12 protein-coding genes are annotated in these 18172 nt (G+C 65.8%); 7 read left to right on the top strand and 5 right to left on the bottom strand.

Going from position 1 to position 18172, the window contains the following annotated elements:
* Window positions 1-6: 6 nt before the first annotated feature.
* The 5 genes from F8N82_RS08885 to F8N82_RS08865 are packed head-to-tail and all read right to left on the bottom strand — an operon-like array spanning window position 7 to window position 5633.
* Window positions 7-1068 carry an ABC transporter permease gene (locus F8N82_RS08885; protein ID WP_038994899.1) on the bottom strand — a complete coding sequence of 354 codons (1062 nt, stop codon included), beginning with the start codon at window positions 1066-1068 and terminating at the stop codon, window positions 7-9.
* Window positions 1061-2632, bottom strand: a complete 1572-nt coding sequence (locus tag F8N82_RS08880) for an ABC transporter substrate-binding protein (protein ID WP_038994898.1) — start codon at window positions 2630-2632, stop codon at window positions 1061-1063. Before F8N82_RS08880 ends, F8N82_RS08885 begins: the two co-directional genes overlap by 8 nt.
* A gap of 10 nt (window positions 2633-2642) precedes the next feature.
* Window positions 2643-3818 (bottom strand): LLM class flavin-dependent oxidoreductase, encoded by a 1176-nt coding sequence (locus tag F8N82_RS08875; protein ID WP_038994897.1) that lies wholly within the window; start codon window positions 3816-3818, stop codon window positions 2643-2645.
* Window positions 3819-3827: 9 nt separating this feature from the next.
* The gene (locus F8N82_RS08870; RefSeq protein WP_038994896.1) at window positions 3828-4562 is read right to left on the bottom strand and encodes a class II aldolase/adducin family protein; all 735 of its coding nucleotides are present in this window, start codon (window positions 4560-4562) and stop codon (window positions 3828-3830) included.
* 12 nt (window positions 4563-4574) lie between these two features.
* The gene (locus F8N82_RS08865) at window positions 4575-5633 is read right to left on the bottom strand and encodes an ABC transporter substrate-binding protein (RefSeq protein WP_038994894.1); all 1059 of its coding nucleotides are present in this window, start codon (window positions 5631-5633) and stop codon (window positions 4575-4577) included.
* Window positions 5634-5943: 310 nt separating this feature from the next.
* Between F8N82_RS08865 and F8N82_RS08860 the strand changes: the two genes are divergently transcribed.
* The 7 genes from F8N82_RS08860 (at window position 5944) to F8N82_RS08830 (ending at window position 18155) form a co-directional block, all read left to right on the top strand.
* On the top strand, window positions 5944-7161 hold the full coding sequence (locus F8N82_RS08860; protein WP_095162913.1) for an acyl-CoA dehydrogenase family protein: 1218 nt from the start codon (window positions 5944-5946) through the stop codon (window positions 7159-7161).
* A gap of 30 nt (window positions 7162-7191) precedes the next feature.
* Window positions 7192-8961 (top strand): ABC transporter ATP-binding protein, encoded by a 1770-nt coding sequence (locus tag F8N82_RS08855; RefSeq protein WP_038994893.1) that lies wholly within the window; start codon window positions 7192-7194, stop codon window positions 8959-8961.
* Complete coding sequence (locus F8N82_RS08850) at window positions 8954-10792, top strand: ABC transporter ATP-binding protein (RefSeq protein WP_038994892.1); 1839 nt, start codon at window positions 8954-8956, stop codon at window positions 10790-10792. Before F8N82_RS08855 ends, F8N82_RS08850 begins: the two co-directional genes overlap by 8 nt.
* A gap of 206 nt (window positions 10793-10998) precedes the next feature.
* Window positions 10999-12153 (top strand): LLM class flavin-dependent oxidoreductase, encoded by a 1155-nt coding sequence (locus F8N82_RS08845; RefSeq protein ID WP_038994891.1) that lies wholly within the window; start codon window positions 10999-11001, stop codon window positions 12151-12153.
* 12 nt (window positions 12154-12165) lie between these two features.
* Entirely contained in the window at window positions 12166-13224 is a 1059-nt protein-coding gene (locus F8N82_RS08840) for an ABC transporter substrate-binding protein (protein ID WP_038994889.1), read from the top strand.
* Window positions 13225-13414: 190 nt separating this feature from the next.
* A complete protein-coding gene (locus tag F8N82_RS08835; protein ID WP_038994888.1) occupies window positions 13415-15658 on the top strand; it encodes a TonB-dependent receptor in 2244 nt (747 codons plus the stop codon).
* 37 nt (window positions 15659-15695) lie between these two features.
* Window positions 15696-18155 carry a TonB-dependent receptor plug domain-containing protein gene (locus tag F8N82_RS08830; RefSeq protein ID WP_038994887.1) on the top strand — a complete coding sequence of 820 codons (2460 nt, stop codon included), beginning with the start codon at window positions 15696-15698 and terminating at the stop codon, window positions 18153-18155.
* The last annotated feature ends 17 nt before the right edge of the window (window positions 18156-18172 follow it).

Here is an 18172-nt window from a genome sequence, read left to right as displayed (position 1 = left end):
TTCCTCTCAAGGGGCTTTGGCCGCCGGGCGCCGCCACCAGCTCTGGATGCCACGGCGGTTGCGCTGGATCAGGGTGGCGCGGCGGGCGGTGCGCAGTTTTGGGGTGAGCAGGACAGTGAGCAGGTCAGCTATCAGGTTGATCAGCACCACCCCGAGGGTGATCACCAGCACCACGCCCTGTACCAGCGGCAGGTCGCGCATCTGGATCGCGCTGTTGAGTTGGGTGCCGATGCCTGGGTAGCTGAAGATCACCTCGGCCAGCAACGCCCCGCCGATCAGGGTCCGCAGGGTCAGGGCCACACCCTGGATCGCCGGCACCAGGGCATTGGGCAAGGTGTGGCGCCAGACGATGCGCCATTCGGCGATGCCGCGCAGGCGCGCCGCGCTGACGTAGTCCGAGTCCAATGCTTCAATCATCGAGGCGCGGACCATGCGCGCCAGGTACGGCAGCGACGACAGGCTCAGGGCGAAGATCGGCAGCAACAGGTATTCAAGCTGCTGCCACAGGGCCTTGTCCGGATCGAGGATCGACACTGCCGGCAGCAGGTTGACCTGGGGCATGGAGAACAACAGCACCAGGCCGATGGCCAGCAAAAAACCCGGGGTGGCCTTGAGAAAAATCAGCGCCGACAGGCCAAATCGGTCCAGGCGGCTGTCGCGGCGCAGGGCCAGGCTGACGCCGATGCTCAAGGCCAGCGGCACCACCAGCACCAGCACCCCGGCCAGCAACGCCAGGGTATTGCCGAAACGGCTGAAAATGATCGAGGCCACCGGCTGGTTGGAATCCAGCGAGATACCCAGGTCACCGCGCAGCACCTGGCCGAGCCAGCTCAAATACTGCACCAGGATTGGCCGGTTCAGGCCCAGTTGCTCGCGCAGGGTCAGCACGCTTTCCAGCGGCGCCTCGGGGCCGAGGATGACCCGCGCCGGGTCCGACGGCAGCGCCTGGGTGGCGATGAACACCACCAGGCTGATGACCCAGGCGGTGAGCAGGCCATAGCCCAGGCGGCCGATGAACCAGGGCAGCCAGGCAGGGAGTCGGGAGGTTCGTGCGCACGGTTCAGGCATGGTTCAACCACAAGCTGTCAAAGCGCCAGGAGGCGAAAGTCGTCTGTTCGCCGTGCAGGCCGCCGACCTTGCTGGAGGCGGCGTCGAGCACGTCGGTAAAGCCCCAGATCAGCAAGCCGCCGCGCTGGTGCTGGATGGTCTGGGCCTCGTGTACCAGTTGCTTGCGCCGTTCCAGATCCGGCTGGCCGAGGGCCTGGGTGAACAGTTCGCAGAAACGCTCGTCGCGAAAATTGCTGCGGTTGTAGATCGCCAGCGGTGCATCGTTGTGCAGGCCGGTGGCAAGAAAACCACGGGCGGGCGTGGAGCCTGGCGACATCAGCCACTGCTCTTTCTGCGGGCCGTTGAACACTGAGCTGTCCACCGGAGTGACCTTGACCTCGACCCCGGCCTTCTTCGCCTGCTGGGCGAACACCAGGGCGGCGTTGACTTCGTTGGCGGTAGTCGTCAGCTCGACCCGCAGGTCGGTTGCGCCAGCCTGGCGCAGCAGCGAGCGCGCCTGGTCGAGGTCGTAGCCGCGCTGGGCGATGGCGTGGTTGTAGGTCGGGTCTTGCGGCGAATACAGGTCGTTGGCGATGCGTCCGAAACCATTGAGGCCACGGCCGATCAGCTCCTGCCGGTCGGCCAGCAGGCGGAAGGCCTGGCGCACCCGCTCGTCCTGGAATGGCGCCTTGGCGGTGTTGAGGTTGAAACCGCTGAACGAGGTGGTCGGCGACACCACCAGTTGCAGCCGTGGGTCGGCCTTGATCAAGGCGCTGTGCTCGGCCTGCACGCCGCTGGCTACATCGATCTGCCCGGCGCGCAGGGCCGCGACCCGCGACACCTGGTCTTTGAATTCGATGATCTCCAGCTCGTCGGCATAGGGCTGGTTGGGTTTGAAGTAGTTCTCGAAGCGGGTGAACAGCGCACGCTGGCCCGGCACGAAGCTTTTCAGCCGGTAAGGCCCCGCCCCCACTGGGTTGCTCACCGGGTCGTAATCAGTCGGCACGATGCCGCCGAAGGCGATCAGGGTTTCATCCAGGGGGAAGAAACTACGGCCCTGCTTGAAGCGGATTTCGATGGTGCGCTCGTCGAGCTTGCGCAGGGCCTGGCGGTCGATCGCGCCGACCAGCCCGGCAAACGGCGAAGCCAGCTTCGGATCGGTCAGGCGCAGGATCGAGAACAGCATGTCGTCGGCGCTGATGCTCTTGCCGTGGTGGAACTCCAGGCCCGGCTTGATGCGGATGGTCCAGGCGCTGGCATCGGCGTTGGGCTCGGCGAACTCGGCCAGACCCAGGCGCGTGCTGACGTCGTCGTTCCATTCCCAGAACTTGCTGTACAACGCCCAGCCGCGAATGATCCCGCCGCCAGATGGCTTGTGCGCATCGAGGTTGCCGGCCTGGTCGCCATCGATGATGCCGACCCGCAGGCGCCCGCCGCGTACCGGCTGGGTTGGCCGGGTGATGGCAGCAACCGCGGCCGGCTCCCCGCCGCCGCAACCTGTGAGCAGGCTGGAGCCGAGCAACAGGCCGCCACCGACGGCCAGGCTGTTGCCGAGAAACACCCGGCGGGAAAATTCGTTTGGCATGGGCAACTCCTTAAGCCGGTTCGGCAACCGTGCGCGCACTCAGGCGCGGAATGTCGAAACCGTGGTCAAGGTCCAGCAAGGGGAACAGCAGGTCGGCAACCCGGTGGGCTTCATCGATCAGCGGAAAGCCCGAGAGGATGAACGCCGAAGTGCCCTGGGCCTCGTACTCGCGAATCCGTTCGGCCACCTGCTCGGCACTGCCGACCAGGTAGGTGCCGGCCGCAGGGCCGAGGATGTTGAAACCGAACAGGCTCGGGCCGGTCCAGACGTTGGGGTAGATCTCAAGCTCCCGCGCCGCGGGCAGGCGGCCGTCGCGGATGCTCTGCACATTGCGCTGGATCTGCGGGTTGTCGCTGCTGAAGGTCTCCAGGGTCTGCCCTGGCGGCAACTGGCGTTCAATCGCCGCACGGGCGGTGGCCAGTGAGGTCTGTTGCAGCAGCTTCTCGGCGTGGGCCCAGGCCTCTTCTTCGGTTTCGCGCACGATGATCTGCAGGCGCGTGCCGAAGGTCAGCTCGCGCCCGATCTTCGCCGCCTCAGCCGCCACCCGGCGGAACTTGTCGCCCAGCTTTGGCGGGGTGTCGGCAAAACTCAGGTACACGTCGAGCAGTTGCACCGAATGGGCAACCCCTGGGCCGGACGTGCCGGCGCCCCACAGCGGCACGCTGGCGCGCTTTGGCGGATGCCAGCCGCCCAGCGGGTGACGCGCCGCCGCAGCCGGGCGTGGCGCGAGCTTGACGTACTGGCCGTCAAAGCCTGCGGTTTCACCGGCATAGATGCTCTGGAACGCGCGCCAGTATTCCAGGCTGAACTGGTAGCGCTCATCGTGCGGATAATGCACGCCCAGGGTCGCCAGGCCGGCATCGCTACCGTTGACCACGTTGAACAGCAGGCGGCCGTTGGAGAACGCATCGAAGGTCAGCGCCCACTTGGCCAGCACTGCTGGCGACAGTTCGCCCGGATGCTGGGCCACCAGAAAGCGCAGGCGCTCGGTGGCGTCGATCAGCGCGGCGGCCACCGCCAGGCTTTCGTTGGGGCTCGACCCCAGCAGCGAGCCGTAGTAACCGAGGCGGTCGCTGGCCACCGCCAGTTGCTTGAGGTGGGCGAAATCGGTTTTCCAGCGCCCCTGGGCTTCCCACGGATAGGGGCCATCGGGGCTGGTCAGGTACCAGAGAATCTTGACTGCCATGGTCTTTCCTCAGGCGCGAATGCGGTCGGTGGCGGGAATCAGGCCCAGCTCGTTGGCCTTGTCGATCAGCTTGCTCATCTGCCATTGCTGGGTGAGCACGCCCGGGCCAAAAGGCCGCGAGCCGCCAATGGCTTCGGCCAGCAGTTGCAGTTGCGCGCCCTCCTCCAGCAGCACGATGAACTCGGCAGTGGCGCGCAGGCCCTGCTGGCCCCAGACCGTGGCGCCACCGTTGGCTTCAAGGATGGCCGGGGTGAACGGGTTCTCGGCCAGGCGTTCGAGGATGAAATCGACCTCGTCCTGGCGGCGGTCGATGTAGGTCGGCAGCTCGCGGGCCAGCTGGAAGCGCTGCACCGGCACGTAGTTGAACGGCAAGGTGCGCTGGGTCTGCGCCCAGGCGCCGAGGTACGGCGAGTGCACGTGGGACACCGTAGTGATCTGCGGCTGCTCGCGCAACAGCTTGGCGTAGCGGCCCAGGCCGCCCTTGCCCTGGCCATGCACCAGGTTGCCGGCCAGGTCGCTGACCGTGGCCTGCAGCGGTTTGCGGTAATCCCACGGTCCCGGGTAGTTGACCGACACCAGCAGCTCGCGGCCCGGTACCCGCTCGATAAAGCCGACGGTGCCGTTGGCGGTGATGGTGTTGGTTTCGCGGAACACAGTGAAGGCCTGATCGGCCTCGTTGATCACCTGCTCGATGAAGGTTTTCAGCTCGGCGTCGATCAAGTGGTCGGTGGTCAGTACGGTCATGGCAATGCTCCTTTAAGCGCGGGCGCGGCGTTCGGCCAGCAGTTGCTGGGCGGCTTGCAGTGGACGCGGGTCGACCCAGTCGGCCAGGGCAAAATCGGCTTCGAGAAAGCCGTGCAGGTTGAGGAAGGTTTTCTGGATATCGAGGTAGGCCAGGCGCTCGGCCGAAAGGTCCGGGGCCAGGGTGGTATGGAAGTCGCCGCGGTAGGCTTCATCGACGCCTTGAGCGCCGGCGCGGGTTTCGTCCTGCAGAATGCGCAACAGGCCGTCGCGGTTGTCACGGGCCCAGTCGGCGGCGCGCAGGGTCTGGGCGAGAAAGCGCACCACCAGCTCGAAGTGCTCGTCGAGCAGGCTCTGGTGCACGGTAATTGGCCGTGGCGTGCCGTTGTTGATGCGATTGCGTGGGTCGGCGATCTGGTCCAGGTCGATACCCACCACCAGGCCCAGGCGCCGGGCCGCATCGGCGGCGGCGGCGCCCTTGACATAGACCGCATCGACCTCGCCGCGCACCAGGTAATCCAGGCCCGACCACAGCCGCTGCAAACCCTGCTGCGGGGTCGGCGCGTCGTCCTGGGATTGCAGCGCCACTTCCACCAGCTGGACATCATCGAAGCTCAGGCCGGCCAGGCTCAGGGCGCCCTTGTAGCCGTGCAGGCTCATGGCCCGGGCGATGCTGCCGGGACGGTTGGCGCCCCAGGCCGGCAACGCCAGGCGCTTGCCTTTGAGATCGGCGGCGCTGCAGATGCCTGAGTCGGGGCGGACCAGGATGGTCTGCCATTCCTCGATCCAGGTCAGGCCGATCAGCCGGCTCGGTGCACCGGCGGCGCGGGCCGCCAGAGCCGGAACATTGCCGCCCTCGCGAAACAGCCCGGGCAGTTGGTGATCGTAGTGGTGATGGCCCAGTTGCCGGGCGTGCTGCAGGGTTTCTACCGGTAGGCCGTCGGCGGCGAACTCTTCGGTGAGCCAGCCCAAGGTGTAGGCGATGCCGGACGCGGTTGGCACGGGGCAGCGGGTGAACCAGAGTTGCTCAAGCTTCGTGGCGCTAGGCAGCGGCAAGGTGGCGGCGATTGTCATGGGCATGCTCCATCAAGCGGATCGAATCGGCCAGGTGGCCTTTGCCTGAGCTATTGCAGCGCCCGTGCCAACTCGGCAAATCCCTGATTTCATTGGGCTTTGCGTGTTTTCGTGAAGGTTGACTGCTGATCTGCCAGCAGTACGGGTGCAGCCCTGCTGCTGCCACAGCAACAATCGGCAGCCGATTGCTGCTCCAGCAACACAGGCTGTTGGCAAAAGCGCCGTAAGCCTTGCCGCACGGGGCTTCGCCGCCACTGGCACAGAACCTGCTCAAGGCCCTGGGTACCTGTTTATTCAAGGAAGCCCTATCGTGAGTACCCTGCCCCGTCGCCTGCACAGCCCCGCCCAGGCCATCGCCGCCGCCCATGACATTGCCGAGGAAATCGCCGCCCTCGCCGCCGACCCGTTGCTCAACCGCGAACTGCCCCGGCGCCAGGCGCAGTTGCTGTCCGACAGTGGTATCACCGCCATTGGCGTACCGGTAGCGCTCGGCGGCCTGGGCGCGGCGGTGGAAACCATCGTCGAAACCGTACGGATCATCTCCCGCGCCGACGGCGGCGTCGGCCAGTTGCTGCAGATTCACAACGTGATGCTGCGCGGCGTGCTCAGCGGCTACCCGGACGAGGTGCGCGATCGGGTAATTGCCGATGTGCTGGCCGGCAAGCGCTTGGGCAATGCCCTGGCCGAGGTCGGCGGCAAGAACAAGTTCGCCCTCAAGACCCGGGTCGAACGCCGTGCCGATGGCAAGCTGATCCTCAACGGCAGCAAGTTCTACTCCACAGGCGCTTACCTGGCCGAGTGGATCTCGCTGACCGCCGCCAGCGATGACGGCGGCGCCGGTGTGCTGCTGCACCGCGATACTCCCGGGCTGACCCTGGTCGATGACTGGGACGCCTTTGGCCAGAACAATTCGGTCAGTGGCACGGTGATCTTCGACAACATCGAACTGGACGAGCGTTACGTGCTGCGCCGCCAGGGCCCGATGAAGCGCACCGGCCTGACCTTCCCGCAGATCCTCCACGCCGCCATCGACACCGGCATCGCCGCCGGCGCTCTGCAGGCCGGCATCGACTACCTCAACCAGCACGCCCGGCCATGGGTCGAGAGCGAGGTGGAACGGGCCAGTGAAGAGCCGCATATCATCCGCCAGATCGGCGAGTACGCGGTGGCCCTGCGTGCCGCCGAATCGCTGCTGCGCGATGCCGCGCGGACCTTCGACACCCACGAGCAGGACCCGGACAACAAAGCCCTGCAAGACGAGCTGATCCTCTCGGTGGCCACCGCCCGCGCCCATTCCGATGGCGCTGCGCTGAAGATCTCCAGCGACCTCTTCTCGCTGCTCGGCGCCAGCTCGTCGTTAAGCAAGTGGAACCTCGACCGCTTCTGGCGCAACGCCCGGGTGCACACCACCCACGACCCGATCCGCTGGCGCTTGCACCACGTCGGCAACTACTACCTCAACGGCATCGACCCAGGCGAATACACCGCCATCCTCAATGCCAAGCAAAAGGCCGGCGCCAGCCGCTGAGCGCACCCTTCCATCTGCCGCGAGTCCTTCATGAGCCCTCGACACCCGCTGCTGCGCAGCCTGGCGATCTACCGCGAAATGCCCTGGCGTTTCGCCCTGGTCGCCGGGCTGTTCGTTTCCATCAACCTCGGCCTGGTCTGGCAGCAATGGCTGATCGGCCACGCCCTCAACGACGTCAGCGCCGGCACGGCGGTGCAGCGCCTGGCCGATGGCAGCCTCGACGGCCAGCGCGCCTGGGGCTGGTTCTGGCTGATCCTCGGCGTCGCCCTGGGCCGGGCGTTGCTGCAGTACGCGGCGGCCATCGGCTCGCTGATTCTTGGCCAGGCGCTGCTGACACGCCTGCGCGAACGCCTGCTGGAGCAGGTGCTGCGCCTGCACCTGGGCTATCACTGGCAGCACGGCATGGGCGAGATGGTCACCCGCACCACCCGCGATGCCGACAAGGTTCGCGATGCGCTGGTGAGCTTCTGGCGGCAGTTGGTCGAAACGCCGCTGGTGATACTGGCCACCGTCGGCCTGCTGGCCTGGTACCACCCGTTGCTGGCACTCGGGCCGCTGCTGCTGACGGTGCTCGGGGTGTGGATTTTCGTGTTGCAAACCGAGCGCCTGGTCAGCCTCGACCGCGCGGTCGGCGCCGCCTACGACCGGGTCAACCAGGACCTGGCCGAAGGCATTGGCGCGGTGCGGGTGATCAAGTCGTTCGGCCTGCAGGCCCAGCGCATCGACGGCTTCGAGCGCCAGGTCCAGCAGTTCAGCACCCTGGCGCGCCAGGCCCTGGCCTATGCCAGTTCGCGGATTCCGCTGCCGCAGGCGGTGGTCGCGCTGGGGCACGTGTGGATACTGGTGATCGGTGCACAGTTGGCCGCAGAAGGCCGGATCGGCATTGGCGAACTGGTGACCTCGCTGCTGATCGCCACCACCCTGGTGTTTCGCATCGAAGGCATTGGCCGGGTGATGCAGACCTTCGCCGATGCCCGCGCCTCGGCCGGGCGCATCTGGCAGTTGCTGGATGCCCCGGCGCTGATTGTCGGCGGCAGTCAGCGCTTGCCCGAGGGGCCCTTGGCGCTGAAGTTCGACAACGTCAGCGTCGCCGCCCCCGGTGGCGGCCAGGCGATCCTGCGCCACTGCACCTTCGAGCTGGCAGCGGGTGAAACCGTCGCCCTGGTCGGTGCCACCGGCACCGGCAAGAGCCTGCTGGCGAGCCTGTTGCCGCGCCTGAGCGATGTTGCCGAAGGCCGGCTGCTGCTGGGCAACGCGCAATCCGGCTGGCAGGACATTCGCCAGCTGGACCTGAGCGACCTGCGCCGGCGCGTGCACGTAGTGCCCCAAGAGAGCTTTCTGTTCGCCGACAGCCTGGCCGCCAACCTGCGCCTGAGCGCACCCGGCGCCAGCGACGAACAACTGCTTCAGGCCCTGCACCAGGCCGGCGCCGACGACATCCTCGAACGCCTGCCCGCGGGCCTCGCCAGCCCGCTTGGCGATCGCGGCGTGACCCTCTCCGGTGGCCAGCGCCAGCGCTTGTGCCTGGCTCGGGCCTTGCTCGCCGCGCCCGCCATCCTCTGCCTGGACGACGCCACCAGCGCCCTGGATGCGCTGAGCGAAGGCCAGGTGCTGGACAACCTGCGCCAGCAACCGGCTGCCACCACCCTGCTGCTGATCGCCAGCAAGGTCTCCACGGTGCAACGCGCCGACCGTGTGCTGCTGCTCGACAACGGCGCCATCGCCGACAGCGGCACCCACGCACAACTGCTGCAACGCAACCCGACCTACCGTGACCTGCTGGGGATCGACCATGGCTAAGCCACTGCCGGGCAACGCCCTGAGCGATATCGAAATCGAAGAGCTGCTGGCGAAAAAAGCCCTCGACCGCAGCATGTTCCAGCGCCTGCTGCCGTTGTTGCGGCCGGTGCGCAGGCAGATTGCCTGGGTCATTGGCCTGGAGCTGGTGCTGGTGTTCACCGTGTTCTTGCGCCCCTGGTTCGTTCGTGAACTGCTCGACCGCGGCCTGATCCACGACGGCAACCGCTGGCTGCTCGACCAGCCACTGGTGCTGTGGCTGGGGTTGGGCCTGGCGGCCAGTTGGCTGGGGCGCTTTCTGCTCGCCGGGGTGTCGCAGTACATTGCCGGCAGTGCGGCAATTCAGGTACTCAACCAGTTGCGGGTACGGGTGTTTGCCCACGTCCAGGCCTTGAGTGTCGGCTACTTCGACCGCACCCGCGCCGGGCGCATCATTTCTCGCGCCGACCGCGACGTCGATGCCCTCGAGCCGCTGCTGATCCAGGGCCCGCCCGAGCTGCTCGGCGCCCTGCTGCGCTGCAGCCTGGCGGCAGTGATGCTGTGGCTGATCGAGCCGCTGTTCTTTTTCAGCCTGATCGGTAGCGTACCGCTGCTGCTGACGGCGACCTGGGCCTTCAAGCGCATCGCCCAGCGCAACTGGGCCCAGGTCGCCGAACAGCGCAGCCGCTTCACCGCGCACCTGGTCGAGAGCGTCAGCGGTGTTCGCCTGCTGCAGCAAACCGGTCAGCAGCCACCGAACCTGGCCCGTTACAAACAACTGCTGCACGGCTTCAACCACGCGCTGATCATCGGCAGCCTGCGTTCGGGCTGGTTCGCGCCCTTTACCGCGCTGCTCACCGCAGCCGGCATGGCAGTGCTGGTGCTGGTCGGCGGCTACAGCCTGGCCGAGGGCACGGTCACGGTCGGCCAGGTCGGCGAAAGCCTGTTCTACGTGATGCTGTTCCTCGGCCCGCTGCAAGAGCTGACTGACTTGTTCGAGCGCTATGCCACCGGTTCCGCCTCGGCCCAGCGGATCTTCCTGCTGCTCGACACGGCGCCGCAGATCCTCGACCCGGTGGCGCCGATAGACTTGCCCCGGGCCCGTGGCGAGGTGCACTTCCAACAGGTGCGTTTTGCCTACCTGCCACAACCCACCCGCCCGGTGATTGACGGCCTCGACCTGCGCATCGATGCCGGTGAAGTGCTGGCCATTGTCGGCCCGTCCGGGCATGGCAAAAGCACCCTGGTGCAGTTGCTCACGCGCTTTTATGAAGTGGATCACGGCGCCGTGACCCTGGATGGTGTCGATATCCGCCAGCTCAGCCAGCAGCAACTGCGCCGGCATGTCGGTGTGGTGCTGCAGGACAACGTGCTGTTCAACGGCAGCATCCTCGACAACCTGCGCCTGGCCGCACCGGATGCCGATGATCAGACCTTGATTGCCGCAGTGCGCGAGCTGGGTGCCGACGAGGTGCTGGAGCGCCTGCCACATCGCTACCAGACCCAGGTCGGGCCGTTGGGCAGTCACCTGAGCCAGGGCCAGCGCCAATTGGTGTGCCTGGTGCGCGCGCACCTGGCAGACCCTGCGGTGCTGGTGCTGGACGAGGCCACCTCGGCGGTCGACGTGCACACTGAGCGGCGCATCCAGCACGCGCTGCGGCGGCTGTGCCAGGGGCGTACGGCGATCATCATCGCCCACCGCCTGGCGACCATCCGCGATGCGGAGCGGATCGTGCTGATTCGCGAGGGCAAGCTGGTGGAACAAGGGCCGCATCAGCAGTTGCTGGAAAGGGGTGGCGAATATGCAGCGTTGTACCGGCGCTATCAGCACGGTGCTGAATTGCAAGCTAGTTGAGGGCCTTTTCGCGGGGCAAGCCCGCTCCCACAGGGGCAGTCCAACCTGTGGGCTTGACCCGCGATGTTTGTGCTGCAATCGCCGCAGCCACTGCTGACCGGTTGCTGCCCTGGCAACACCCCTGCCCTCAACCCCCAGTGATTACGGGCCCGCGCGGCGTGGCATGGGCGTTGCACCACTGTCCTTACATTCACCGAGGAACAGCCATGAGCACCGAATTCTTCTGGCGTCTGCCCCTGGGCACCGACGGCCCGCAACTGAGCACCGACAAGCACAACCGCGGCAGCTTCAGCCGCACACCCGGGCATATCGCCCCTGGCCTGCTGCAGGACGGCAGCGCCGACGGCTTCACCTACATCGACTACATCGCCCAGGTGGCCAAGGCCGCCGAACTTGCAGGCTTTGAAGGCGCGCTGCTGCCTACCGGCCCCGAACCATGGATCGCCGCTGCAGCCCTGGCCCGGGAAACCCGCCGGTTGCGTTTTCTGATTGCCTTCCAGGCCACCTGGACCCTGCCCGCCTATGCCGCCCAGCAGGCAGCGATCCTCCAGCACCTGAGCCACGGGCGCCTGGACTGGAATATCATCACCGGCGGCAACCCGGTCAGCCAACGCGCCCAAGGTGATTTTCTCGACCACGACCAGCGCTACAAACGTACCGGCGAGTTCCTCGACATCATCCAGGGGCTGTGGAGCAACGAGCGCTTCTCTTACGACGGCGACATCTATCGTCTGGAGAACGGCGCGCTGGCGCCGCACCTGGGCAACGAGCGCAAGCCGGGGGTGTATTTCTCCGGGTTCTCCGACCCCGCGCTGGAAGTCGCCGCCCGCCACGCCGATGTCTACCTCAACTGGGCGGAGCCGGTGGAGCAGCTCAAGCCGCACATCGAGCGCGTGCGCGAGCTGGCCGACAAGCAAGGCCGCACGGTGCGTTTCGGCCTGCGTGTCGATCTGTTCGCCCGTGAAACCGAGGAAGCTGCCTGGCGCGACCTGCGCCGTCAGTTTGACAAGCTCGACGGCAAGCCCAGCGCCGTCTCCAAGGCCTTCACCAGCGCCAGCGACTCGGTCGGCGGTGCGCGGCAAACCGCCTATCACCAGAATATCCAGCGCTTCGACGACCTGATCATCGGCGCCAACCTCTGGGCCGGTTTTGCCAAGGCCAAGCCGGGGCCAACCGTGGGCTTGGTGGGCAGCCACGAGAACATCGCCGAACGCCTGGCCGAGTACCGCGACGCGGGTTTCTCGACCTTCATCCTGGCCGGCAATCCGCACCTGGAAGAAGCCCTGCGCATCGGCCAGGAGGTGCTGCCGCTGGTGCGCCAGGCCCCGCTCGCCAGCCTGCCGCTGACCGCCAGCGCCTGACCGGAGCCTGACATGAGCACACCCCTCGATACCCTCTGGTACACCCACAGCCCAGTGCCCACCGGCCTTGGCATCGCCGTGCAAAGCGGGCGCCTGGCCGAAGCCTTCCAGCCGCTGGGCACCTCGATCCAGTCGCTGCGCGAATCCAGCGAGCGCGAAGTACGCGAAGCCCATTACGACCATCACCTGCGCAACTCGGTGCGCCACGGCGGCAACATCCCGGCGATCTGGGCCTATGCCAGCGGCGTGCAGACCCGCGTGCTGGGCCTGAGCTGGGCCGATGAGGTGCAGTTGATCCTGACCACCGAAGACAGTGGCGTGCGCACCGTGCGCGACCTGAAGAACCGCCGTTTCGGCCTGCCGAAATGGGCCAACGTGCAGATCGACTTCACCCGCGCCCAGGCCCTGCGCGGGCTTGAGAACGCGCTGAAGCTCGAAGGCCTGAACGTGGCTGACGTCGAGCTGGTCGACTACCCCTATGGCGGCACCCACAGCGATGAGCAGGTTACCCATGTGCATGGCGCGGCGGTGACCCTCGGCGTGAACCGGGTCAGCCGCCGTAACAACGAACTGATCGGCCTGCTGCGCGGCGATATCGACGCAATCTTCTTGAAAGGCGCCGCGGCCCTGCAACTGGCCCACGAGTTCGGCTTGCGGGTGGTGATCGACACCGGTTCCCACCCTGACCCGCTGATTCGCTCGAACAACGGCACCCCGCGAACCCTGACCGTGGACATCAACCTGCTGGAGCAGCACTTCGGCGCCTGCAAGCGCATCGTTGATGTGCTGCTGCGCACCGAGCAGTGGGCCTGGGCCAATGCCGATGAAACCCGGCGTTACCTGGCCCGTGAGCTGAACACCAGTGAGTACTGGGTGGCTGCGGCCTACGGCGAGGATGCCCACCGGCGCTTGCGCACTACCCTCGATAGCCGTTCGATCGAGGCGTTGCAGGACTTCACTGACTTTTTGCATCGCTGGAACTTTATTGAGCGGCGTTTCGATGTGCGTGACTGGATTGATTTCAGTGTGCTGGAGGCGGTGATCGGCTCGACGTCGCGCGTGGCGACCTGATCGCAGGGCCTGTGGGAGCGGGGTTGCCCCGCGATTGCTGCCCCAGCAGCAGGCATTCCACACCGCCCTGCTGAATAGCTAACAATCGCTCAGAAAATATCAACTAAAATCCTTTAGTTTCAACAAGTTAAAAACATGGCACAAACCCTGCTCTATCCCCTTCAACTGCACATCCGGGGAGACCAGCAGCATGCACACACTTAACCCAATCGCCAAAGGCATCGGCCTGAGCATCCTACTGGCCAGCCAGTCGGAACTGCTCAGGGCCGAAGACAACAACAGCACCGCCCCGGCCCTGAAGACCGTCACGGTCACCGCCCAGCACCGCGAAGAAACCCTGCAGGAAGTCCCGGTGGCGGTCACCGCGGTGCAAGGCACCAGCATCACCGCCGACGGCGTGCGCGCCATGGGCGATATCACCACCTTCATCCCCAACGCGTCGGCGAAGAACCCCGACGGCGACGGCCGCCCGCGCTGGTACATTCGCGGCCTGGGCACTGGCGACACTGGCGCGGCCACCGTCTACCCGGTGGGCATCTACGCCGACGACGTCTACCTCAACGCGCCGGTGGCCGGCGGTGGCCCGCTGTTCGACCTGGAACGCATCGAGATCCTGCGCGGCCCGCAAGGCACCCTGTATGGCAAGAACACCACCGCAGGTGCGGTGAACATCATCTCCAAGAAGCCGGGCTTCGATACCGACGGCTTCGGCACCCTCGGCTTTGGCAGCAAGAACGAGCGCATCTTGAGTGGCGCCATCGGCGGTGCCCTGGTCGATGAGCGCCTGGCGGCGCGGGTGTCGCTGTACTCCGAAGAACGCGATGGCTTCACCCACAACCTGACCAACGACCAGACCTACGGCGACGTCAACAAGAAGGCCGTGCGCGTGCAGTTCCTGGCCAAGCTCAACCCCGACCTGGAAGCCCTGTGGAAGATCCACGGCCGTCAGTTCAAGGGCGATGGCAGCAGCGGCTCGCTGCCCTTGGGCCGCTATTACAACGTCGGTTACCAGCGCCCGGAAGGCCGGCGCATCGAGCTCAACGTCAATGAAGATGCCAAGCTCGACCACAACGGCACCTCGCTGACCCTGAACTGGGACATCGGCGACTACAAGCTGACCTCGATCACCGCCTACGACTACATCCGCAACCAGCAGCTCAGTGACGCCGACTACACCCCCTATGAAGTCAATGGCGCTGCCGACAGCGACAACCGTTACGACCAGTACTCCCAGGAGTTTCGCCTGGCCTCGCCGCAGCAGGAAACCCTGCGCTGGATGCTCGGCGCCCACTACTTCCACGAAACCCTCGACAGCAGCGCCCTGCGCACCGTCACCCCGGGGCCGACACCCAATGGCACTGGGTCCAACCAAACCGGCGGCGTGGTGGATTTTCGTGACCTGAGCTACACCCACAAAACCGACAGCTACGCGCTGTTCGGCAACCTCGCCTACGACCTCACCGACAACTTCACGGTGACCGGCGGCCTGCGCTGGACCACCGAGAAAAAAGACATCGACCTGGACCTGGTGCAACTGACCCGCGCCACCGCCAACGGCCCGCTGATCCCGCTGACCGCCAACGGCAGCAACGGCTCCCAGGAAGAGGCCAAGCGCTGGGATGCCTGGACCTACGACCTGACCCCCGAGTACCGCATCAACGACAACCTGCGGGTGTTCTTGCGCTATGCCCATGGCTTTCGCTCTGGTGGCTTCAACACCGGGCTGTCGACCAGCCTCGCGCAGCTGACCACGGTCGATCCGGAAGAGCTGGATGCCTACGAACTGGGCCTGAAATCCGAGTGGTTCGAGCATCGCCTGACGGTCAACGCCAACCTGTTCTACTACGACTACCAGGACATCCAGGTCAACCTGCTGACCGTCAACAACGGCATCCTCACCACGGCCCTGACCAACGGTGCCAAGGGCAAGGTCAAAGGCGCCGAGCTTGAACTCGAAGGCCAGCCGACCGACTACCTGCACCTGCGCGCGGCACTGTCGTTCCTCGACACTGAATACACCGACTTCAAGAACACCAACCCCACCACTGGTGCGGTGACCGCCGACTACAGCGGCAACAGCTTCGTGCGCTCGCCGCGTTACGTGGTGTCGCTGGGTGGCGACTACACCATCCCGCTGGAAGTCGGCGGCAAGCTGGTGGCCGGCGCCGATGTCAGCTTGCGCGACCGCGAGTACTTTTTGGCCGACCGCCAGAGCAGCGCCGACCAGCCGCTCAACCAGGCGCACTACACCCTGGCCAACACCCGCCTGACCTGGTTCAGCCCGGATGAAAAGCTCAGCGTCACCGGTTTCGTCAACAACCTTACCGACCGCCGCTACCAGGTCCACGGTCGCCCCAACGGCACCACCGGCCAGTACGTGATCACCTATGGCGACCCGCGCACCGTGGGCCTGAGTGTCACCAGCCGGTTCTGATCGCTGCACCCTTTTTGCCTTACAGGAGTCCGTTCCCATGTTCCGACCTACCCCCAAGGCCGGCGCGATTGCGCTGGTCATCGGCGGCTTCGGCGTGCCCGGCGTTTACGCCCAGGCGCCGGGCGCCAGCGACAGCAAGCTCGACACCGTGGTGGTGGTCGGCACCCGCCGCAGTGATGTCACCGCCCTGCAAAGCGCCGCCCCGGTGGATGTGCTCAGCGCCGAGCAGTTGCAGGAAACCGGCGCTCAGGATCTATCCGGTGCGCTCACCGCGTTGTCGCCGTCGTTCAGTTTCCCGCAGTCGCCACAAGGTGCCTTTGCCGGCTCCATCGCCCAGGGCGCTTCGTTGCGCGGCCTGGCCTCCGACCAGGTGCTGGTACTGGTCAACGGCAAGCGCCGTCATAGCAGCCCCAACGTCACCCGCCAGGGCCTGGCCAACGGCCGCGGCGCGGCGGCGGTGGACTTGAGCCTGATCCCGCTGAGCGCGATCTTGCGGGTGGAAATCCTGCGTGACGGCGCTGCCGCCCAATACGGCTCGGACGCCATCGCCGGGGTGATCAACATCGTGCTCAAGGAGAACGACGCCGGTGGCAACATCGGCTATCGCTTTGGCGGCTACGCAAAGGGCGACGGCCTGCAGCGCAAACTCAGCGGCTGGAAGGGCCTGGCCCTGCCCAACGATGGTTTTCTCAACCTGAGTTTCGATGCCGGCAGCCAGGACCCGGCCAGCGATACCCGCCCGGACAACCGGATTTTTTACCCAGGCTCCTCCAGCATCAACAGCGAGCGCGAACAGAACAACCGCTACCGCACCTGGAACTGGGGCTCGGGCAATGTCTCGGACCAGTACAACCTGGTGGCCAACAGCGAGATCGGCATCGGCGATGGCCTCACCGCCTACGGCTTTGCCACCTACGCGCACAAGAACACCGACGCCGAAGGCTTCTTCGACCCGCCCACCACCCTGCGCAACAACTACGCTAGCGTGGCCCTGCAGCGCTACCCGGACGGGCGCCTGCCGATCACCCGCTACAACCTGCAAGACTATGCCCTGACCGGTGGCGTGCGTTATGAAGACGAGCAACTGGGCAAGTTCGACCTGGCTGCCAACTACGGCAACGACACGCTCAAATCCACTGACCGCAATGCCATCAACCCCAGTTGGGGCAATGCCAGCCCAGAGAAAATCTACACCGGCGAGCGCGAGAACGAGCAGACCAACCTGACCCTGGACTGGGTCCGCGATTTTCCCACCGACCTGCTGGCCAAGCCGCTGACCCTGTCGGCGGGCCTGGCCTGGCGCAAGGAGAACTACAGCCTCAGTGCCGGCGAAGCGGCCGGCTGGCAGAACGGGCCGTTGTTCAACACCCTCGATCCACTGAGTGGCCGGCGCATTCCCGGCTACTACTCGGGCATCACCCAGGTCGATGCCGCGTCGCTTGAGCGCAAGGTGTTCGGCGCTTATGTCGATGTCGAAGGGCAGATCAGCGACAAGTTCCAGGCCGGGGTGGCGCTGCGTTCCGAGCATTATTCGGACTTTGGCGACACCACCAACGGCAAGCTGTCGCTGCGCTACGACTTCACCCCACAAATTGCCGCACGCGGCAGCGTCAGCTCCGGCTACCGCGCGCCGTCGCTGGTGCAGAGCGGCCTGTCATCGTTCAGCGTGCAGGTGGTCGAGCAGCCTTCGGGCAGTGGCAACTGGGTCGAAGTGCAGCAGCGCACCTTGCGTGCCGACAGCCCGGAGGCGGCCTTGCTCGGTGGCCGCGCGTTGAAACCCGAGGAGTCCACCAACCTCTCCCTGGGCCTGGTCTGGCGCCCGCTGGCCAATGCTTCGCTGACCCTGGATGCCTACCGCATCGATATCGACAACCGCATCACCCTCTCCGACCAGTTGCCTGGCAACGTGGTCGGGCCGATCTTTGCCGGCACGCCCTACGCCAATATCCAGAGCGCGGCGTTCTACACCAACATCGCCGACACCCGCACCGATGGCATTGAGCTTGCTGGCCAGTACCAGTGGGATTTGCAGCAGTTTGGCCGGCTCAACCTCAACGCAGGCTTTGCCAAGACCCGCACGCGGATCACCGAGCTGCGCGATGTCGGCGGCATCAGTGGCGAGCAGATCGTCGGCCGCGCCACCCAGGGCCTGATCGAGCACGGCACGCCGGAAGACAAGCTGACCTTGAGCGCCAACTGGCTGTACGAGAACTGGGGCGTGACCCTGACCCAACGCCGCTATGGCCAGTGGCAGAGCCTGAACAGCAGCAACCCGAACCTGGACCAGACCTTCAGCCCGCAGTGGATCACCGACCTGGACCTGAGCTACAGCTTCGACCAGGGGCTGAAAGTGTCGGTGGGCGCGATCAACCTGTTCGACAGCCATCCGGACAAGCTCGAAGGGCCGCAGTTGTATGGGGTGCCGAAGTATTCGATCACCTCGCCGGAGGGGGCGCAGGGGGCGTTTTACTATGCGAGTGTCAGTTATGACTTTTGAAGTCTGAAAGCCATCGC

Origin of the sequence: Pseudomonas fluorescens, from assembly GCF_902497775.2 — a bacterium.
Lineage (GTDB): Bacteria > Pseudomonadota > Gammaproteobacteria > Pseudomonadales > Pseudomonadaceae > Aquipseudomonas > Aquipseudomonas putida_F.
Note: the sequence above shows the minus strand (reverse complement) of the source record. Positions and strands in the feature narration are given on the sequence as shown.

Bases quoted from the DNA above. Each gene is read 5' to 3' on its own strand.
- F8N82_RS08865 (WP_038994894.1), bottom strand. From the start codon at position 5,633: ATGACAATCGCCGCCACCTTGCCGCTGCCTAGCGCCACGAAGCTTGAG.
- F8N82_RS08830 (WP_038994887.1), top strand. From the start codon at position 15,696: ATGTTCCGACCTACCCCCAAGGCCGGCGCGATTGCGCTGGTCATCGGC.
- F8N82_RS08880 (WP_038994898.1), bottom strand. From the start codon at position 2,632: ATGCCAAACGAATTTTCCCGCCGGGTGTTTCTCGGCAACAGCCTGGCC.
- F8N82_RS08885 (WP_038994899.1), bottom strand. From the start codon at position 1,068: ATGCCTGAACCGTGCGCACGAACCTCCCGACTCCCTGCCTGGCTGCCC.
- F8N82_RS08840 (WP_038994889.1), top strand. From the start codon at position 12,166: ATGAGCACACCCCTCGATACCCTCTGGTACACCCACAGCCCAGTGCCC.
- F8N82_RS08845 (WP_038994891.1), top strand. From the start codon at position 10,999: ATGAGCACCGAATTCTTCTGGCGTCTGCCCCTGGGCACCGACGGCCCG.
- F8N82_RS08835 (WP_038994888.1), top strand. From the start codon at position 13,415: ATGCACACACTTAACCCAATCGCCAAAGGCATCGGCCTGAGCATCCTA.
- F8N82_RS08870 (WP_038994896.1), bottom strand. From the start codon at position 4,562: ATGACCGTACTGACCACCGACCACTTGATCGACGCCGAGCTGAAAACC.
- F8N82_RS08875 (WP_038994897.1), bottom strand. From the start codon at position 3,818: ATGGCAGTCAAGATTCTCTGGTACCTGACCAGCCCCGATGGCCCCTAT.
- F8N82_RS08850 (WP_038994892.1), top strand. From the start codon at position 8,954: ATGGCTAAGCCACTGCCGGGCAACGCCCTGAGCGATATCGAAATCGAA.
- F8N82_RS08855 (WP_038994893.1), top strand. From the start codon at position 7,192: ATGAGCCCTCGACACCCGCTGCTGCGCAGCCTGGCGATCTACCGCGAA.